This is a genomic window from Albidovulum marisflavi (genome assembly GCF_025751435.1).
Classification (GTDB): Bacteria; Pseudomonadota; Alphaproteobacteria; order Rhodobacterales; family Rhodobacteraceae; genus Albidovulum; species Albidovulum marisflavi.
Genome location: NZ_JAOWKY010000002.1, coordinates 225,842 through 242,670 on the forward strand (window position 1 = coordinate 225,842; position 16,829 = coordinate 242,670).

General features: G+C 65.2%; 13 protein-coding genes. 5 read left to right on the forward strand and 8 right to left on the reverse strand.

The window, feature by feature from the left end:
• Positions 1-157 precede the first annotated feature (157 nt).
• Positions 158-1,450 carry a serine--tRNA ligase gene (serS, locus tag OEW28_RS09980; RefSeq protein ID WP_263734616.1) on the forward strand — a complete coding sequence of 431 codons (1,293 nt, stop codon included), beginning with the start codon at positions 158-160 and terminating at the stop codon, positions 1,448-1,450.
• 60 nt (positions 1,451-1,510) lie between these two features.
• On the opposite strand, the gene der is transcribed toward serS, so the two are convergent.
• The 3 genes from der to OEW28_RS09995 are packed head-to-tail and all read right to left on the reverse strand — an operon-like array spanning position 1,511 to position 5,088.
• Complete coding sequence (gene der, locus OEW28_RS09985) at positions 1,511-2,980, reverse strand: ribosome biogenesis GTPase Der (RefSeq protein ID WP_263734617.1); 1,470 nt, start codon at positions 2,978-2,980, stop codon at positions 1,511-1,513.
• A gap of 51 nt (positions 2,981-3,031) precedes the next feature.
• Positions 3,032-4,387: an outer membrane protein assembly factor BamB family protein gene (locus tag OEW28_RS09990; RefSeq protein ID WP_263734618.1), complete on the reverse strand. Its 1,356-nt coding sequence runs from the start codon at positions 4,385-4,387 to the stop codon at positions 3,032-3,034.
• Between the two features lie 44 nt (positions 4,388-4,431).
• Positions 4,432-5,088, reverse strand: coding sequence for a tetratricopeptide repeat protein (locus OEW28_RS09995; protein WP_263734619.1), 657 nt, complete (start codon positions 5,086-5,088; stop codon positions 4,432-4,434).
• Positions 5,089-5,315: 227 nt separating this feature from the next.
• Here OEW28_RS09995 and OEW28_RS10000 point away from each other — a divergent pair, with 227 nt between their 5' ends.
• Positions 5,316-6,419: an efflux RND transporter periplasmic adaptor subunit gene (locus tag OEW28_RS10000; protein WP_263734620.1), complete on the forward strand. Its 1,104-nt coding sequence runs from the start codon at positions 5,316-5,318 to the stop codon at positions 6,417-6,419.
• Positions 6,416-9,985 carry an efflux RND transporter permease subunit gene (locus tag OEW28_RS10005; protein WP_263734621.1) on the forward strand — a complete coding sequence of 1,190 codons (3,570 nt, stop codon included), beginning with the start codon at positions 6,416-6,418 and terminating at the stop codon, positions 9,983-9,985. Before OEW28_RS10000 ends, OEW28_RS10005 begins: the two co-directional genes overlap by 4 nt.
• A gap of 15 nt (positions 9,986-10,000) precedes the next feature.
• Here OEW28_RS10005 and OEW28_RS10010 read toward each other — a convergent pair whose 3' ends face one another.
• On the reverse strand, positions 10,001-11,914 hold the full coding sequence (locus OEW28_RS10010) for an ABCB family ABC transporter ATP-binding protein/permease (protein ID WP_263734622.1): 1,914 nt from the start codon (positions 11,912-11,914) through the stop codon (positions 10,001-10,003).
• 95 nt (positions 11,915-12,009) lie between these two features.
• Between OEW28_RS10010 and OEW28_RS10015 the strand changes: the two genes are divergently transcribed.
• Complete coding sequence (locus tag OEW28_RS10015) at positions 12,010-12,360, forward strand: ArsR/SmtB family transcription factor (protein WP_263734623.1); 351 nt, start codon at positions 12,010-12,012, stop codon at positions 12,358-12,360.
• Positions 12,361-12,394: 34 nt separating this feature from the next.
• Here the strand turns inward: OEW28_RS10015 and OEW28_RS10020 are convergent, their stop codons facing one another.
• A complete protein-coding gene (locus tag OEW28_RS10020) occupies positions 12,395-13,735 on the reverse strand; it encodes a LysM peptidoglycan-binding domain-containing protein (protein WP_263734624.1) in 1,341 nt (446 codons plus the stop codon).
• Positions 13,736-13,846: 111 nt separating this feature from the next.
• Between OEW28_RS10020 and OEW28_RS10025 the strand changes: the two genes are divergently transcribed.
• Entirely contained in the window at positions 13,847-14,395 is a 549-nt protein-coding gene (locus OEW28_RS10025) for an LOG family protein (RefSeq protein ID WP_263734625.1), read from the forward strand.
• A gap of 15 nt (positions 14,396-14,410) precedes the next feature.
• Here OEW28_RS10025 and rarD read toward each other — a convergent pair whose 3' ends face one another.
• The 3 genes from rarD to OEW28_RS10040 are packed head-to-tail and all read right to left on the reverse strand — an operon-like array spanning position 14,411 to position 16,789.
• Positions 14,411-15,292 carry an EamA family transporter RarD gene (gene rarD, locus OEW28_RS10030; RefSeq protein ID WP_263734626.1) on the reverse strand — a complete coding sequence of 294 codons (882 nt, stop codon included), beginning with the start codon at positions 15,290-15,292 and terminating at the stop codon, positions 14,411-14,413.
• Positions 15,289-16,173 (reverse strand): metallophosphoesterase, encoded by an 885-nt coding sequence (locus OEW28_RS10035; protein WP_263734627.1) that lies wholly within the window; start codon positions 16,171-16,173, stop codon positions 15,289-15,291. Before OEW28_RS10035 ends, rarD begins: the two co-directional genes overlap by 4 nt.
• A 13-nt stretch (positions 16,174-16,186) precedes the next feature.
• Positions 16,187-16,789: a superoxide dismutase gene (locus OEW28_RS10040; RefSeq protein ID WP_263734628.1), complete on the reverse strand. Its 603-nt coding sequence runs from the start codon at positions 16,787-16,789 to the stop codon at positions 16,187-16,189.
• Positions 16,790-16,829 lie beyond the last annotated feature (40 nt).

Here is a 16,829-nt window from a genome sequence, read left to right on the forward strand (position 1 = left end):
GGAACGCGCCGGAACGCCTATGCCCGAACGCGCGCCTCGCAGAATGTTCGCTGGGCCACCGCGTCCTGCTCAGCGAATGCGCGGCATAGGCTGCGTTCCCTTCCACAATGGCCGCTGATATGGCATAGGCAGCCGATATCCAGTCCAGAGGCCCATCATGCACGACATCCGCGCCATCCGCGATAATCCCGCCGCTTTCGACGCCGCGCTTGCGCGCCGGGGGCTTTCGGGGATGTCGTCCGAGATCCTCGCCATCGACGAGGCGCGCCGGGCCAGGATCCTGGCTGCCGAGACGGCGCAGGCTGCGCAGAACGCCGCCTCGAAAGAGGTGGGCGCAGCCAAGGCGAAAGGCGACGAGGCCGAGTTTGAGCGGCTCCGCGCGCTGGTCGCTGAAAAGAAGGCAGAAATTGCCAAGCTGAACGCCGAGGCCGTGGAAGAGGACGCGCGGCTGCGCGACATCCTCATGGGCATTCCCAACCTGCCACATGATGACGTGCCGATGGGGGCGGACGAAAACGACAACGTGGAAATCCGCCGCTGGGGCACGCCCCGTAGCTTCGACTTCAAGCCAGTCGAGCATTACGATATCGCGGGCGTGAAGCCGGGGATGGATTTCGAGACTGCCGCGAAGCTCTCGGGAGCACGCTTCGTCCTGCTGCGCGGCGGGATTGCACGCATCCACCGCGCGCTGGCACAGTTCATGCTGGACCTGCACACGACCGAACACGGCCTGACCGAGACGATGACCCCCGTTCTGGTCAAGGACGACGCGATGTACGGCACGAACCAGCTGCCGAAATTCGCCGAGGACAGCTACCAGACGACGAACGGTTGGTGGCTGATCCCGACGTCCGAGGTCACGCTGACCAACACCGTCGCCGGCGACATCGTCGATGAGGCCGCGCTGCCGATCCGCATGACCGCGCATACCCAGTGCTTCCGTTCCGAAGCCGGCAGCGCGGGCAAGGACACCTCGGGCATGCTGCGTCAGCACCAGTTCGAAAAGGTCGAAATGGTGTCGATCACGACGCCCGAAAGTTCTCTGGCGGAACACGACCGCATGACGTCTTGCGCGCAGGCCGTGCTGGAGCGTCTGGGCCTGCCCTACCGCACGGTCGTCCTGTGCACGGGCGACATGGGCTTTGGCGCGCGCAAGACGCACGACATCGAGGCCTGGCTGCCGGGGCAGAACAAGTATCGCGAAATTTCTTCGGTCTCGGTCTGCGGCGACTTCCAGGCGCGGCGGATGAACGCGCGCTACCGCCCCGCGGGCGGCGGCAAGCCGGACTTCGTCCACACGCTGAACGGGTCGGGCCTGGCCGTCGGCCGCTGCCTGATCGCGGTGCTGGAAAATGGCCAGCAGGCGGACGGGTCGGTCACGATGCCCGACGCTCTCGTGCCCTATCTGGGCGGCAAGACCCGCCTGACCGCGGAAGGCAAACTTGCCTGACGAGAAAGGCCGCGGGGGGGAACCCTCGCGGCCTTCTCGGTATAGTTCAGCAATTCCGCATCAGGCCTTGCGGCCCGTTGCGCCCTTTTCGACGTGCTTCCTGAGCCGCGACGGGATGGACTTCTTCTTGTCCTTGTAGGGGTTCTTGGCCCCCTGGTCGCGGAAGATCAGCCGGATCGGCGTGCCCGGCATGTCGAAGCTGTCACGCAGCCCGTTGATCAGGTAGCGTCCGTAGCTTTCCGGGATCTGGTCGGCATGGGTGCACATGACGACGAATGCCGGCGGTCGGGTCTTGACCTGGGTCATGTAGCGCAGGCGGATGCGGCGTCCGCCCGGCGCGGGTGGCGGGTGCGCCTCGGTCATCGCGCCCAGCCAATGGTTCAGCTTGGCGGTCGTGACGCGGCGATTCCAGACGTCATAGGCCTTCAGGATCGCATTGTGCAGCCGGTCCAGCCCCTTGCCGGTCTTGGCGGACACCGTGACAAGCGGCGCGCCCTTCAGCTGCGGCAGAAGCCGCTCGAACGCCTCGCGCAGTTCCTTGAGCTTTTCCGCCTTGTCCTCCTCAAGGTCCCACTTGTTCGCGGCGACCACCACGGCACGACCCTCGGTTTCGGCAAAATCGGCGATCCGCAGGTCCTGCTGTTCAAAGGGAATGTCGACGTCCAGAAGAACCACGACAACCTCGGCGAACCGGACCGCGCGAAGTCCGTCGGCGACCGACAGTTTTTCAAGCTTGTCAGTGACTTTCGCGCGCTTTCTCATGCCGGCGGTGTCAAAGATCCGCATCGGCGTGCCCATGAATTCCGCACTGACCGAGATCGCGTCGCGGGTGATCCCCGCCTCCGGCCCCGTTAGCAGGCGGTCCTCGCCGATGATCTTGTTGATCAGCGTCGACTTGCCCGCGTTCGGCCGCCCGATCACGGCGATCTGAAGCGGTTTTTCCTTGGTGGGCTTGCGCGGCCCCTCGTCCTCGCCCTCGTCATCGCTGACGTCGACGTCGGTCTCCGGCACCTGCAGCTTGTTGCGTGCGGCGAAGTGATCGGCCAGCGGCTCAAGCACGCGGTAAAGGTCATCCAACCCCTCGCCATGTTCGGCCGAAATGCGAAGCGGCTCGCCCAGCCCCAGGGCGTAGGCCTCAAGCGCACCGGACTCACCCGCGCGGCCCTCGGCCTTGTTGGCGGCAAGGATGACATGGGCGTTTTTGCGGCGCAGGATCTCGGCGAAGATCTGGTCGGTCGGCGTGATGCCCGCGCGGGCATCGACGACGAACAGGCAGACATCGGCCATTTCGACCGCGCGCTCGGTCAGCCGCCGCATGCGGCCCTGGAGGCTGTCGTCCTTCGCGTCCTCGAGACCCGCCGTGTCGATGGCAATGAACCGCAGGGGGCCCAGGCGCGCATCGCCCTCGCGCAGGTCGCGCGTCACGCCTGGCTGATCATCGACCAGCGCCAGCCGCTTGCCGACCAGACGATTGAACAGCGTCGACTTGCCGACATTGGGGCGGCCGACGATGGCAAGGGTGAAACTCATGTGCTTGGTCCTGCGAAAGGGGGCAAGCCGCCCCCTTACACGGGTTTTGCCCTATCGGAAAGCCAGAAGCTTGCCGTTCTTCGAGACGACGTACAGCGTTCCGCCCGCCACAACCGGGGCCGAGGCCGCGCCCGCAGGCAGCGGGACCTGCTGCACGATGGCGCCGGATGCGGGATCGAACGCCTTCAGGCTTTCATCGCTGGACGCGACCCACAGCCGCCCGCCGGCCAGAACCGGACCGTAATGGGCGTAAATGGACTTGCGCCGCTTGTCCTTCGCCTTGGTGAAGTAGGGCATGTCCACGCGCCAGACGGATTCACCCGTGGCGGCATCAAGCCGCACCAGTTGCGCCTCGTCGTTGACAAGGAAGATCGCTCCGCCCGCAACGGTGAAAAGACCGGCGGCGCCATCATCAGCGGTCCAACCCTGCTGGCCGGTTTCCGCGCTGAAGGACGCGAGCCTGCCCGACGCGGAGCCCGCGTAGACGCTGGATCCGTCGATGATCGGATCGCCGGTAAGGTCGGTGATCGAGGCATAGGCCCGGCCCAGCCTGCGGCCCGCAACCTGCCCCGCCCAAAGCCCGGTGCCCGAGGATTTCTCGACCGCGATCAGCTGGCCGCTTGCGAACGGGAATATGACCAGACGCCCGTCGAACGCCGGCGACGACACGCCGACCACGCCCGACTGACTTGCCACGGCGGGAATCTGCCAGGCGATCCGGCCGTTGGTGGCTGAAATCGCCGTCGCGGACCCGTCGCGCGTCGCGACATAGACCAGACCGTCGGAAACCGACGGGCCACCGGACGCGATGCCGTCCAGCCGCTGGCGCCAGATCACAGCGCCGGTTTGGGCGTCCATCGCTATGACTTCTCCGAATCCGGTGGTCGCGTAGACGCGGCCCCCGTCCGCGGCAAGCCCCCCACCAGAGGCGTCGCCACCGCTGTCCGTCGCTGGTGTCAGGTCCGTTTGCCAGAGCGGTGCGCCATTGGTGCCCGTCGCCGCGACAGTGGCCTCGGCGTCAAGCGTGAAGACACGTCCGCCGGCAACGACGGGCGACGCTGTAATACGGTTCTTGCGGCTATCGCCCGCGCCGATCGACGCGCTCCAGACCAGCGAGGGCGCCGCAGAAAATGCGGCGTGGGGCGCCTTGTGGGTGCCGCCACCTCCGCGCTGCGGCCAATCGGCGTTCGCAACCGCTGCCGGAAGCGAGATCGGAACCGCCACGGGCGAAACCGCCGCGGGCCCAGAAGCGTTCGAGGCCGCCGACATGCGCAGGGTCGCCTCGCCCTCGGGCAGGCTTGCGTCGCGCGGCATCACCCGATCGCCCGGCAGAATCAGCTCTCCGTCCGAGCAGCCCACCAGAAGCGCCAGAACCGCCACTGTGCAAAACCCATGGGTAATCTTCACGGTTCCTGCCCTTTCCTGTTTCCCTTCCGCGCCTTGCGGCTTGGTCACTGTCCCGCGGGCTCGCCCCCAAGCACCACGATCATCTGAAGAACGCGCTGCCGAAGCCCAGCGGTCACGCCGGCCTCTTGCGCAAGTTGCTGAAACAGCGCCAGCGCGTCTTCGGTCTTGCCTTCGGCGACAAGCGCGAGCCCTTGCTGTTCCATCGCGAGCGGACGGTAGGGCGCGCCCGGCATCGCCAGCGCCGCCAGCTTCTGGTCGCGTTCGTCAGCGGCCATCGACGGGCCCTTCAGGATCAGCAGCTTCAACTGCGCGAGCTGACGATAGGATTCCGGCGCGCTCGCATCCCCGGCAACGCCTTCCAGCGCGGCTTCCGCCGCAGCCAGGTTGCCCTGGGTCTGCGCCTCTTCCGCGGCAAGGAAGGCCAGAAGCGCGCCCTGCCCCGGCTGGTCGGCGGGGATGGTTGCCAGCGTTTCGGCCCGCGCGGCAGGATCGTCCTGGTCCAGCGCCGCCAGAATCGCATCGCCGAAGGCTTCTGCCTCGGCCTTGGCCTGCGCCTTCTGCCACTCGTTCCAGGCCGCGCCGCCTACGATCAGCACGACGGCCAGGATCCCGATCCAGCCATATTTGCGAAGCAGCGCGAAAAGCCGGTCGCGACGCACCTCTTCGGCGACTTCCTCGATGAAGCTGTCGGTTTCGCTCACGCCCGTCTCCGCCGTTTCGCGCCCTTCCACGGGCGTCGTTCGCCGACCGTCTTACACGCAAGCGCTTGGGCTTGCCAAGTGTTCCCCAAGGGCGGGGCTCTTGCATCGCCAATCGGCCCGGCGTAATTTGAACCGATTGGTTCAGATATGTCCTGACGGCTTTGCCAATTGGCCCGACAGGCTTATGTTAAGCCGAAAATGCGGCGTCCCTGCCGCCAGAGGTCGAAATGCGCATTTTTCCGGTCATCACGGCCGTGCTGGTCAGTGTCACCCTTTATTTCCTGATCTTCGAGAGAGACCAACTGTTCGGCATTGCCGGGCGAGAGGTGGTCGAAACCGACGCGCCCGAGGTGGCCGAGATGCCCGAGGCCGAAACCGCTGCGGGGGCGGTATCCGTCGTCGCGATTCATTCCAAGGCAGAGCCGATCGATACCGGCGTGCTGTTGCGCGGCCAGACAGAAGCCTCGCGCCAGGTCGAGGTCAGGGCAGAAACTTCCGGAACGGTGGTTTCCACCCCCTTGCGCCGCGGGGCCCTGGTCGAGGGGGGCGAACCGCTTTGCGAAATCGACGCGGGCACGCGCCCCGCCGCGCTGTCCGAGGCCGAGGCGCGGCTGGCAGAGGCCGAGATCAGCGCGAACGCGGCCGCCAAGCTGCAGGCCGGCGGCTACGCCTCGGAAACGGCGGCGGCAGGGGCCGCGGCGGGGCTTCAGGCCGCACAGGCCGGGGTTGAAGCCGCGCGCAAGGAGATCGAGCGCACCAAGATGAAGGCGCCCTTCGCAGGCGTTCTGGAGACGGATGCCGCGGAAACCGGTTCGCTGCTGTCGACGGGCGGGCTCTGCGCGACGATCATCGCGCTTGATCCGATCAAGCTGGTCGGATTCGTGCCGGAAACCGAGGTCGACGAGGTAAGCGTGGGCGCGCTGGCGGGCGCGCGCCTCGTGTCTGGTCACGAGGTTCGGGGGCAGGTCACGTTCCTGTCGCGCTCGGCCGATCCCGACACGCGGACATTCCGCGTCGAGATCGAGGTGCCGAACGCGGACCTTGCGATCCGCGACGGACAAACGGTCGAGGTGCTGATCGCCGCTGACGGAACCGAGGCACACCTTGTGCCTGCCTCCGCCCTGACGCTGGACGACACGGGTCGGCTGGGCCTGCGCACCGTGGACGAGGCATCGAAGGCCGCCTTCGTGCCGGTCGAGGTCGTCCGTGACACCGCCCGGGGGGTCTATGTCTCGGGCCTGCCCGATGCCGTCGACGTTATCGTCCTCGGACAGGAATACGTCACCGATGGCGTGGCCGTCGTTCCGACCTTCCGTGAGGTTGCGGGATGACCGGCATCGTCGAATGGGCCGCCGCGCGGGCAAGGATGGTCCTTGCCTTCATCGCCATGTCGATCCTGGCGGGGCTGGTCGCCTATATCGGCTTGCCCAAGGAGGGCGAGCCGGACATCGAGATCCCCGCGCTGTTCATCTCTGTCCCCTTCCCCGGCATTTCTGCGGCGGACAGCGAAAAGCTGCTGGTCAAGGTCATGGAGACCGAGCTGGCCGATATCGACGGGCTGAAGAAGATCACCGGCACCGCCGCCGAAGGCTACGGCGGCGTCGCGCTGGAGTTCGATTTCGGCTGGGACAAGACCAAGACCATCGCCGATGTGCGCGATGCGATGAACACCGCCGAGGCCAAATTCCCCGACGGCGCGGACAAGTACACGCTGAACGAGATCAACTTTTCCCAGTTTCCGATCATCATCGTGAACCTGTCGGGCAAGGTGCCCGAGCGCACGCTGCTGAGGCTGGCCAAGGATCTTCAGGACCGGCTGGAAACGCTGGAGCCCGTGCTTGAGGCGGGGCTTGCCGGCCAGCGCGACGAGATGCTTGAGGTCGTCATCGACCCCCTGCGGCTGGAAGCCTACAACGTCACGGCGGGGGAACTGATCTCGGTCGTGCGCAACAACAACCAGCTGATCGCGGCAGGTGAGGTGGACAGCGCCACCGGCACCTTCGCGGTCAAGATCCCCTCGTCCTTCGAGACGCCGCAGGATGTCTATGACCTGCCGGTCAAGAAGAATGGCGACCGTGTGGTGACGCTGGGCGAGCTGGCGGACATTCGACTGACCTTCGAGGACCGCACCGGCACCGCACGCTTCAACGGGGAACTGACGCTGGCGCTGCAGGTCGTCAAGCGCAAGGGCTACAACGTCATCGACACGGCGAACCTCGTGCGCGAAACCGTCGAAAAGGCGCGCGAAGGCTGGCCACCGGAACTGCGCGCGGCGGTCAACCTGGGCACGTCGCTGGATCAGTCCGTCACCGTGGGCGCGATGGTCAGCCAGCTGGAAGGTTCGGTGCTCACCGCGATCGCGCTGGTGATGATCGTCGTGCTGGCGACGCTCGGGTCACGCTCGGCGCTACTGGTGGGCTTCTCAATCCCAACCTCTTTCCTGCTGACCTTCGCGTTGCTGGCCGTCTTCGGCATTTCCATTTCCAACATCGTGATGTTCGGCCTGATCCTGGCCGTCGGCATGCTGGTCGACGGCGCCATCATCATCGTCGAATATGCCGACAAGCGCATAACCGAAGGCCAGGGACCGATGCGCGCCTATACCGAGGCCGCGCAGCGGATGTTCTGGCCGGTGGTCTCGTCGACCGCGACGACGCTTTGCGCCTTTCTTCCCATGCTGTTCTGGCCCGGCATTCCGGGTGAATTCATGGGGATGCTTCCAGTCACGCTGATCTTCGTCTTGTCGGCCTCGCTGGTGGTGGCGCTGATCTACCTGCCTGTGATGGGCGGCGTCGCGGGCCGCATGACGCGCAAGTTCGAACATGCCGCCGCCCTGCTGAAGCCCTTGCCCTGGGGGGTTCGGGCGCTTCTGGTCATCCCCGCGATGATCACGATCTTCGTCGGCGCGATGATGACGCTCAACCCGGGCTACCTGACCGGTGAGCGGATTGCCGATCCAAGCCCGATGCAGGCAATTCCGGGTGCGCTGGTCTTCGTATTGGGCTCGATCCTGGGCTCGATCACGCTTGAGGCCGCGCGCCGTCCCGCACGGCGAAAACCCATTCGCGCGGGCTACCGCCGATCGCTTTTCGGGCGCGTGATCCATGTCATCGCCGGCAACCCGATCATGCCGGTCGTGACCATCGGGGCGGTCGCGTTTCTGGTGATCTCGGTCTTCAGCTACTACGGCCAACACGCCAAGGGCGTCGATTTCTTCGTGGACAGCGAAACCGAGCAGGCGATCATCTACCTGCGCGCCCGCGGCAACCTTTCGCTTGAGGAAAAGGACGCGATCCTGCGCGAAGCCGAGGCCATCGTGCTTGAGACCCCCGGCATCCATTCGGTCTTCGCCTTCGCGGGATCTGGGGGCATCAACCAGAACAACGGCGGAGCGCAGGCGCCGCTGGACACCGTGGCGCAGATCCAGGTCGAAATGCAACGTTGGGAGACGCGCAAGAACATTGCGGAACTTGACGGCGATCTCGTCCTTGAAAGGCTCGTCGCGCGACTTGAGCAGATACCAGGAATCCGCATCGAGTCCCTCAGCCAGTCGCGGGGCCCGTCGTCGGGCAAGCCCCTGCACCTGCGCCTGACGGGTGACGATTTCACCGCGCTGGAAACCGCGGTCGAAACGGTCGAAGCCAAGTTCGCGAGCCTGGACGGCGTGACCGCGATCGAGGATACGCGCCCCCTGCCCGGCATCGACTGGCAGATCGACGTCGACGTCGAACAGGCAGGCCGCTACGGCGCGGATGTCGCGACGGTCGGCGGGATGGTCCAGCTTGTCACCCGGGGCATCCTTCTGGACACGATGCGCGTCGATACCTCGGACGAAGAGATCGAGATCCGGGTGCGCCTGCCCGAGGAGGACAGGTTCCTGAGCACGCTCGACACGATGAAGGTCCGCACGTCGCAGGGTCTGGTTCCTCTGGCGAACTTCATCACCCGCCATCCCGTGCCCAAGCTGGGTCGCATCGACCGGTTCGGGCAGGAACGTTACTTCGACGTCAAGGCGGACGTGAAGCCGGGGCTGACCAACGACGAGGGCCAGCCCATCAACGCGAACGAGCGCATCGCCCTGGTCACCAGGTGGCTTGAGGAAGAGCGCCCCCTGCCCACCGGCGTCGACTGGCAATGGACCGGCGACCAGGAGGAACAGGCCGAAAGCCAGGCTTTCCTGATGCAGGCCTTCGCCGGTTCGCTCGGGCTCATGTTCGTGATCCTGCTGGCGCAGTTCAACTCGTTCTACAACACCGCACTGGTGCTTATCGCGGTGGTGCTGTCGACCACGGGCGTGCTGATCGGGATGCTGGTCATGGATCAGAGCTTTTCCATCATCATGACCGGAACCGGGATCGTGGCACTGGCCGGGATCGTGGTGAACAACAACATCGTCCTGATCGACACCTATCAGGAGTTCAGCCAGTACATGCCGCGGATCGAGGCGATCACCCGCACCGCCGAGGCGCGCATTCGCCCCGTCCTGCTGACCACGATCACGACGATGGCCGGCCTTGCTCCCATGATGTTCGGCCTGAGCCTGGATTTCTTCGGGGGTGGCTATTCGGTCGACAGCCCCACCGCGCTGTGGTGGAAGCAGCTGGCAACCGCGGTGGTGTTCGGTCTGGGCCTTGCGACCCTGCTGACGCTGGTGCTTACGCCATCTCTTCTGGCGCTCAGGGTCTGGATCGAAACCGGTGCGTTCCGTTCGGCCCGGCGGCTCAAGGCGCTGTCGATGGGTGCCGGCAGCCAGACCGCACGCGACATCGCGCTGGCCAGCGCCGCGCGCAGGGTCGGCAGTCAGGAGATCATCTGGGACGAGGACCCGGCCGGCGAACAGAAGACGCAGGAAGGCGAAGGCACCGAAAGCGCCTCCCCGCTCAAGGCGGCGGAATAGCCGCCCGCGCTTCCGTCAGACCTTGGGCGCGAACCGGTAGTTGCGGTCGGCCGGAAGATCGCCGCCTTCTTCTGCCGCAGTCCCGCCCGAAGCTGCGGCCTCCTCCAGATTGACGAGCCGAGGTCCGCGCGGGGTGTCTTCCTCGGCCGACTGGCGCGCCCACATCGCGGCATAGCGCCCGCCCAGCGCCAGCAGTTGCTCGTGCCGGCCCTCCTCCACGATCTCGCCCTTGTCCAGCACGACGATCCGGTCCGCGTCGGCGATGGTGGAGAGGCGGTGCGCGATGGTCAGGACGGTGCGGCCCTGCCCCATTTCCTTGAGGCTTTCCTGGATGTCGCGCTCGGTCTGGGTGTCCAGCGCCGATGTCGCCTCGTCCAGAAGCAGGATCGGCGGGTTCTTGAGGATCGTGCGCGCGATGCCGACCCTCTGTTTTTCGCCGCCTGACAGCTTCAGCCCGCGTTCGCCCACCTTCGTCTCGTACCCTTCGGGGAGGGTCATGATGAAGTCGTGGATTTTCGCGGCCTTCGCCGCTGCGATCAGCTCTTCCCTCGGGGCGTCGGGGCGACCGTAGGCGATGTTGTAGTGGATCGTGTCGTTGAACAGCACCGTGTCCTGAGGCACGACCCCGATCAGGCTGTGAACGCTGTCCTGCGTCACGTCACGCACGTCCTGACCGTCGATCCGAAGCGCGCCGCCGGTCACGTCGTAGAAGCGAAACAAAAGGCGGCCGATCGTCGACTTGCCCGAGCCGGAGGGGCCGACGATCGCCACCGTTTCCCCCGCGCCGACCTTCAGGCTGATCCCTTTCAGGATCGGCCGGGCCGGATCGTAGGCGAAGGACACGTCGTCCAGCTCGACCTTGCCGCCGTTGACCTTCAGGTCGGGTGCGCCCGGCTTGTCCACGATCTCGGCCGGTTGGCCCAGAAGTTCGAACATCTCGCCCATGTCCACGAGCGCCTGGCGAATCTCGCGGTAAACAGTGCCGAGGAAGTTCAGGGGCATCGTGATCTGGATCATGTAGGCGTTGACCATGACGAAATCGCCGACGGTCAGCACTCCCTGCTGGACGCCGAATGCGGCCATCACCATCACGATCACCAGACCCGTGGTGATGATCAGCGACTGGCCGAAGTTCAGCATCGACAGCGATTGCCCCGTCTTGATCGCTGCCTGTTCGTAGCCTGCCATGGCTGCGTCATAGCGGTTCGCCTCGCGCGTTTCGGCGCCGAAATACTTGACGGTTTCGAAGTTCAAGAGACTGTCTATCGCCTTCTGGTTGGCATCGGTGTCCTGTTCGTTCATCTGGCGCCGGATCCGCACCCGCCATTCCGTGACCTTGAAGGTGTAGGTGACGTAAAGACCGATCGTGACCATCACGACGACCGCATAGCGCCAGTCGAAGACCACCGCGAAGATCACCGTCACAAGCGACAGTTCCAGTATCAGCGGCCCGACCGACAAGAGCATGAAGCGCAGAAGGAAATCCACGCCCTTGACCCCGCGCTCGATGATCCGCGACAGGCCGCCGGTCTTGCGGGTGATGTGGTAGCGCATGGACAGGCGATGGATGTGGCTGAAGGTTTCCAGCGCAAGCTTTCTGAGCGCACGCTGCCCCACGCGGACGAAGATCGCGTCGCGCAATTCGTTGAACCCGACCGCGCTCAGCCGGGCGATTCCGTAGGCGACCGTCAGACCCACAGCGCCGATGGCCAGCAGCCAGGCCTCGCCGCGGGTTTCCCCGCCAAGAACGTCGACTGCCGCCTTGTAGAAGAATGGGGTCGAGACGGAAATGAACCGCGCCACCAGAAGGGCGAACAGCGACAGCACCACCCGGCGCTTAACCCACCCCTCGCCCTTCGGCCAAAGATATGGCGCCACCCGCCGCAGGGTCATCAGGTTGCTGCGCCGTTCCGTCCTGCGTTCGCTCATGGTGGTTCACCGCCAGTTTCGCACGCCGCTTGATCGCAGCGCGCGCTTCGCCTATCAAGGATATATCGCTTTAACAATTCATGAGTAATTGAAGGGTGGAACAAAGTCGAGTCCTTGCCGCACTATCCGCGCTGGCCAATGAAACCCGGCTGGAACTGGTGCGCCGCCTGATCCAGCAGGGGCCCGAAGGCATGGCCGCGGGGGATATCGCGCGCGACTTGGACGTTTCGGCATCGCGCCTGTCGTTCCACCTGTCGCAACTTGAACAGGCGGGGCTGATCACCGGCCGCAAGGCATCGCGCAACGTGTTCTACTCCGTCGATGCCGTCGGCATCGGGCGTGTCATCGGCTACCTTCTGAACGACTGCTGCCGCTCGCACCCGGAAGTCTGCGCCTGTTGCACACCGCGCCACGCCGCAAGTCCCCCTGAACAAGACGGGGAGTGAAGCCGCAGAAGCGGCCCCTCAAAAACATCGGGTGTCAGTTGCCTTCGTCAGGCACGGTGAAGATCTGGCCGGGATAGATCAGGTCCGGGTCGCGGATCTGGTCCTTGTTGGCCTCGTACACGCGGACGTATAGCAGCCCGTTGCCGTAGTTTTCCGTCGCGATGCCCCACAGGGTGAAGCCGGGTTGCACCGTCACGATCCGCGCGCCCGTCACCTTGCCCGGTGCGTCGGGCGTGGCCGCCTGAACCTCGGCAGCTTGCGCTGCCGGGTCGGTTGAACCAGCTGCGGCCTCTACAGTTTCCGACTGAACCGGCTCGGCAGCGGTGCCCACGGATGCGGTGACGTCCACGGCTTCGGTCGGTTCCGCTGCATTTTCCGTGGCGGTCCCGGCTTCGGACGCCGTGCTTTCCGCGCCCGAGCTGGCCAAGGCCGCCGCAACGGTTTCAGGCGCTTCGCGCTGGAACGGCGTTTCGACCCGCGACATGACCTTGCCGCTTGCGTCGATCTGGTCGGCGCGCAGACGATAGAGCGCCGCCGCGATCCCGACCAGCCCCACGCTCCAGGATCCGCCTGGCGCCACCTCTGTGATCGCCACGGGCTTGTTGTCCAGGTAAAGCCGCACGAAGTTCCCCGGCGTTCCGCGCCCGGCGATGACGACGTTGCCCTGGATGTCGTAGCTGATCGTGTCGATCGCGACCCAGACGCTCGGCGCGGGTTCCTCAAGCTTGCGGACACCGTCTTCGCCGACGACGATCACATCGGCTGTGGCCGCCGGCTCTGCGGGTTCCTCGGCCGGCTCGTCGGAAACGGCAACTGTCGCATCGACCTCGGCGGGTTGGGCGCCCGTCGCCGCTTCGGTCGCGGTTTGCGGCGCGGCGATCGGGGCGACGATCACGCTTTCCTTGCTTTCCTGGGTCCCGCCCTCTGGCAGGCTCATGGTCAGCGTCAGCACACGGGGATTGTCGGAAGGGTCAAGCGTGAACAGTTCCGCGAACCTTCCGTTGCTGTCGGCGATCGCCCGCGCGACCTCGGCGGAGTCAGCGCGGATCGTCACCTCGGAGCGCGGCGCAGCCCGCCCCGCAACAAGGGCAAGACCGTCCGCGGCGACGCGCACCGTGTCAAAGGCCGGTGCGGGCGGCTCTGCCGGAAGCTCGCGCGCGGCCTCGGCCTCCGGGGCGGTCTGTTCCGGCTCCGCTTCCACGGATGCGGCCACCTCTTCCGCCGGTTCGACCGTCTCGGCAACCTGCTCGACCGGTTCGGGTTGCTGACGCAACCCAAAGAACCAGATCAGCACCAGGGCCGCCACTACGCCGGCCGCCGCCGCCGCCCAGAGCGCACGGCCACCAGACGAAGCGCCCTTGCTTTCTTCGCTCATGTGTTTCCTATCCCCTTCGCCGACTTCCCTCGCGCGGCGCTTGAGCGACCTTAGCAACGCCGCTATCACCGGTCAAAAGAACCTTGAGGGCCTGCCACCATGACCGCTTCGATGAAATCCGTCTGTGTCTATTGCGGCTCACGCCACGGCGGCAGGACCACCTATGCCGAAGCCGCGCGTAAAACAGGCGAGATGCTGGCCCGCAAAGGCTGGCGTCTGGTGTATGGCGCCGGCGACGTCGGCTTGATGGGGGAAGTCGCGCGCGCCACGCAGGCGGCCGGGGGCCAGACCTTCGGCGTCATTCCGGAACACCTTTTTCAGCGCGAGGTCGGCAAGCGCGACCTGACGGCCTTCGTCGTCACCGAGACGATGCACGAGCGCAAGAAGGTGATGTTCATGAACTCGGACGCGATCGTGGTCCTTCCCGGCGGCGGCGGATCGCTGGACGAGTTCTTCGAGGTGCTGACCTGGCGTCAGCTGGGGCTGCACGCCAAGCCTATTCTTGTCCTCAATACCGAGGGTTACTGGGATCCGCTGATCGCCATGATCGACCGGATCGTGGACGAGGGCTTCGCCGATCCTTCCCTGAGGGATTTCGTCCAGATTGCCCCCGATGTGACTGCGCTTGCCGAAGCACTTTCCGGGGCGCTTGACCAATAGGCCCGGATACGACGTTCAGGTCATGCCCGCGCGGCCCGGCCATTTGAGGCCCGACAGCGAAAAGATCGCGACCGCGGTCCAGATCAGCGCGAACGCGGCAAGATGCCAGCCCGTGAAGGGCTCCTGGAAGACGACCGTCGCGCAAAGGAATTGCAGCGTCGGGTTGAGGTATTGGGTCAGGCCGAACGCGGCCATGGAAACCTGTCTTGAGGCATAGGAAAACAGCATCAGCGGCACCGCCGTTATCACGCCGCTGAAGACAAGCATGACAGAGGTCTGGGCGCTGTCGCCAAAGTGTCCCGTTTGCGTCCAGGTGACGTGCCAAAGCCAGAACAGCGCCAGCGGGGCAAGCATCAGTGTCTCGACCGTGATCGAAACGACCGGACCGGCGCCAAGGCGCTTCTTGATCGCCGCGTAGATGGCAAAGGTGCCGCCAAGGAAAAGCGCGATCCAGGGCGCGGCCCCCAACCCCCAGGTCAGCAGGATCACCGCGGCGGCCGCAAGCGCCACGGCCGCGCCCTTGGCGCGGGCGAAGGGTTCGCCGAAAAGCATCACCCCCAGCAGAACCGCGATCAGCGGAAAGATGTAGTAGCCAAGGCTGGCCTCGACCGTGCGCCCGGCCTGAATGGCCGAAATGTAGCCGAACCAGTTGATGCCGATCATGAAGGCCGCCAGTGCAAGCAGCCAGCGGCCGGGGCCGGCCAGAAGCCCGCGCACCTCGCCCAGACGCCCCTTGAAACCAAGCCATGCCGAGAACAGCGCCAAGGACCACAGCGCGCGATGGGTCAGCACCTCCAGCGGCGGAACATGTGACAGCGCCTTGTAATAAATGGGGGAAAGCCCCCACACCGTGCAGGCTGCGATCAGCGCGGCGATTCCGCGAAACTCGGCCGTCATTGCAGCTCCACCAGCGTGATTTCAGGGACGACGCCAAAGCGAACGGGTAGGATCGAACAGCCGATCCCCCCGGTGACGATCAGGTCGCGGCCATCCTCCTGGACATGGCCGTAAGCATTGCGGTTGCCAAAGCGAGATGGAACAACTGGCGACCAGCCCATAAGCCGGACCTGGCCACCATGCGTATGCCCCGACAATGTCAGGGACACGCGCTTGGGCACCTGCGGAAAGATATCGGGCTCATGCGCCAGCAGGATGATGGGTGCCTTTCCGTTGACCTGTTCAAGCGTGCCCTGCAAATCGTCGACGCCCTTCCAGCCGCCATCCCTTGCAAGGGCCAACTGGTCACCCAAGCCCGCCAGCCAAAACGCCTGCGCGCCTTCGCCGATCCGGATTGCACGGTTTTCAAGCACCGGGATGCTGGCCTGTTCCAGCGCAAGTTGAACACGGGTGGGACCCGCGCCGCGTGACTGTGCGTCCCGGTCGTGCCACCAGTCATTGTTGCCAAGGATCGCGTATACGCCCAGCGGCGCCCGAAGCCTTGCAAGCACGGGCGCGGCATCCTCGGGCAGGATCACCTCTTGCACGAAGCGATGTCCCGCCTCGAGGTCACCAAGAAAGACGGTCAGATCGGCCCCCAACGCGTTGGTTCGCGCCACGACCCTTTCAAGCCGGTCAAGCGTGACCCAGGGGCCGCCGACATGCAGATCACCGATCACCGCTATCTTCAGCGGTCCAGCCGCCCAACCGTGGGGCTTGATGATCCAGCGCTTCACGCGCAGGCGCAGCGCCGGTTCCACGAAGAACGCATAGGCGGACGTGAAAAGACCTGCCAGGATCATCCCCAGCAGGCCCTTCAAGATACCACGGCGGGTGATCACCCGGCCGCCCCGGTCACAGGCGCGAAGCGACGTTTTCCCAGTTCACGAGCTTGTCGAGGAAGTTCGTGAGATAGGCCGGACGCTTGTTGCGGAAGTCGATGTAGTAGGAATGTTCCCACACGTCGCACCCAAGCAGCGCGGTTTGATTGAAGCACAGCGGATTGACGCCGTTTTCGGTCTTGGTGACGGCAAGGCTGCCATCCGCGTTCTTGACCAGCCAGCACCAGCCCGATCCGAACTGGCCCGCGCCGGCGGCAGAGAAGTCGTCCTTGAACTTCTGCACGGAACCGAAGGAGTCCGTGATCGCCTTTTCCAGTTCGCCCGGCATCTTCTTGTTTTCGCCCGGCCCCATCATTTCCCAGAACTGCATGTGGTTCCAGTGCTGGCTGGCGTTGTTGAAGATGCCGTTCTGCGCGACGGCGCCGCCCTGGTACGTGCCGCGGACGATGTCTTCCAGCGACTTGCCTTCCCACTCGGTCCCGGAGACCAGTTTGCTGCCGTTGTCGACATAGGCCTTGTGGTGCAGGTCGTGGTGATATTCTAGCGTCTCCTTCGACATGCCAAGCGACGCAAGCGCGTCGTGCGCATAGGGAAGGTCGGGAAGGGTGAAGGACATGATCGTACTCCTTTCGCGCGGAAACTGTTGCCCACCTTAT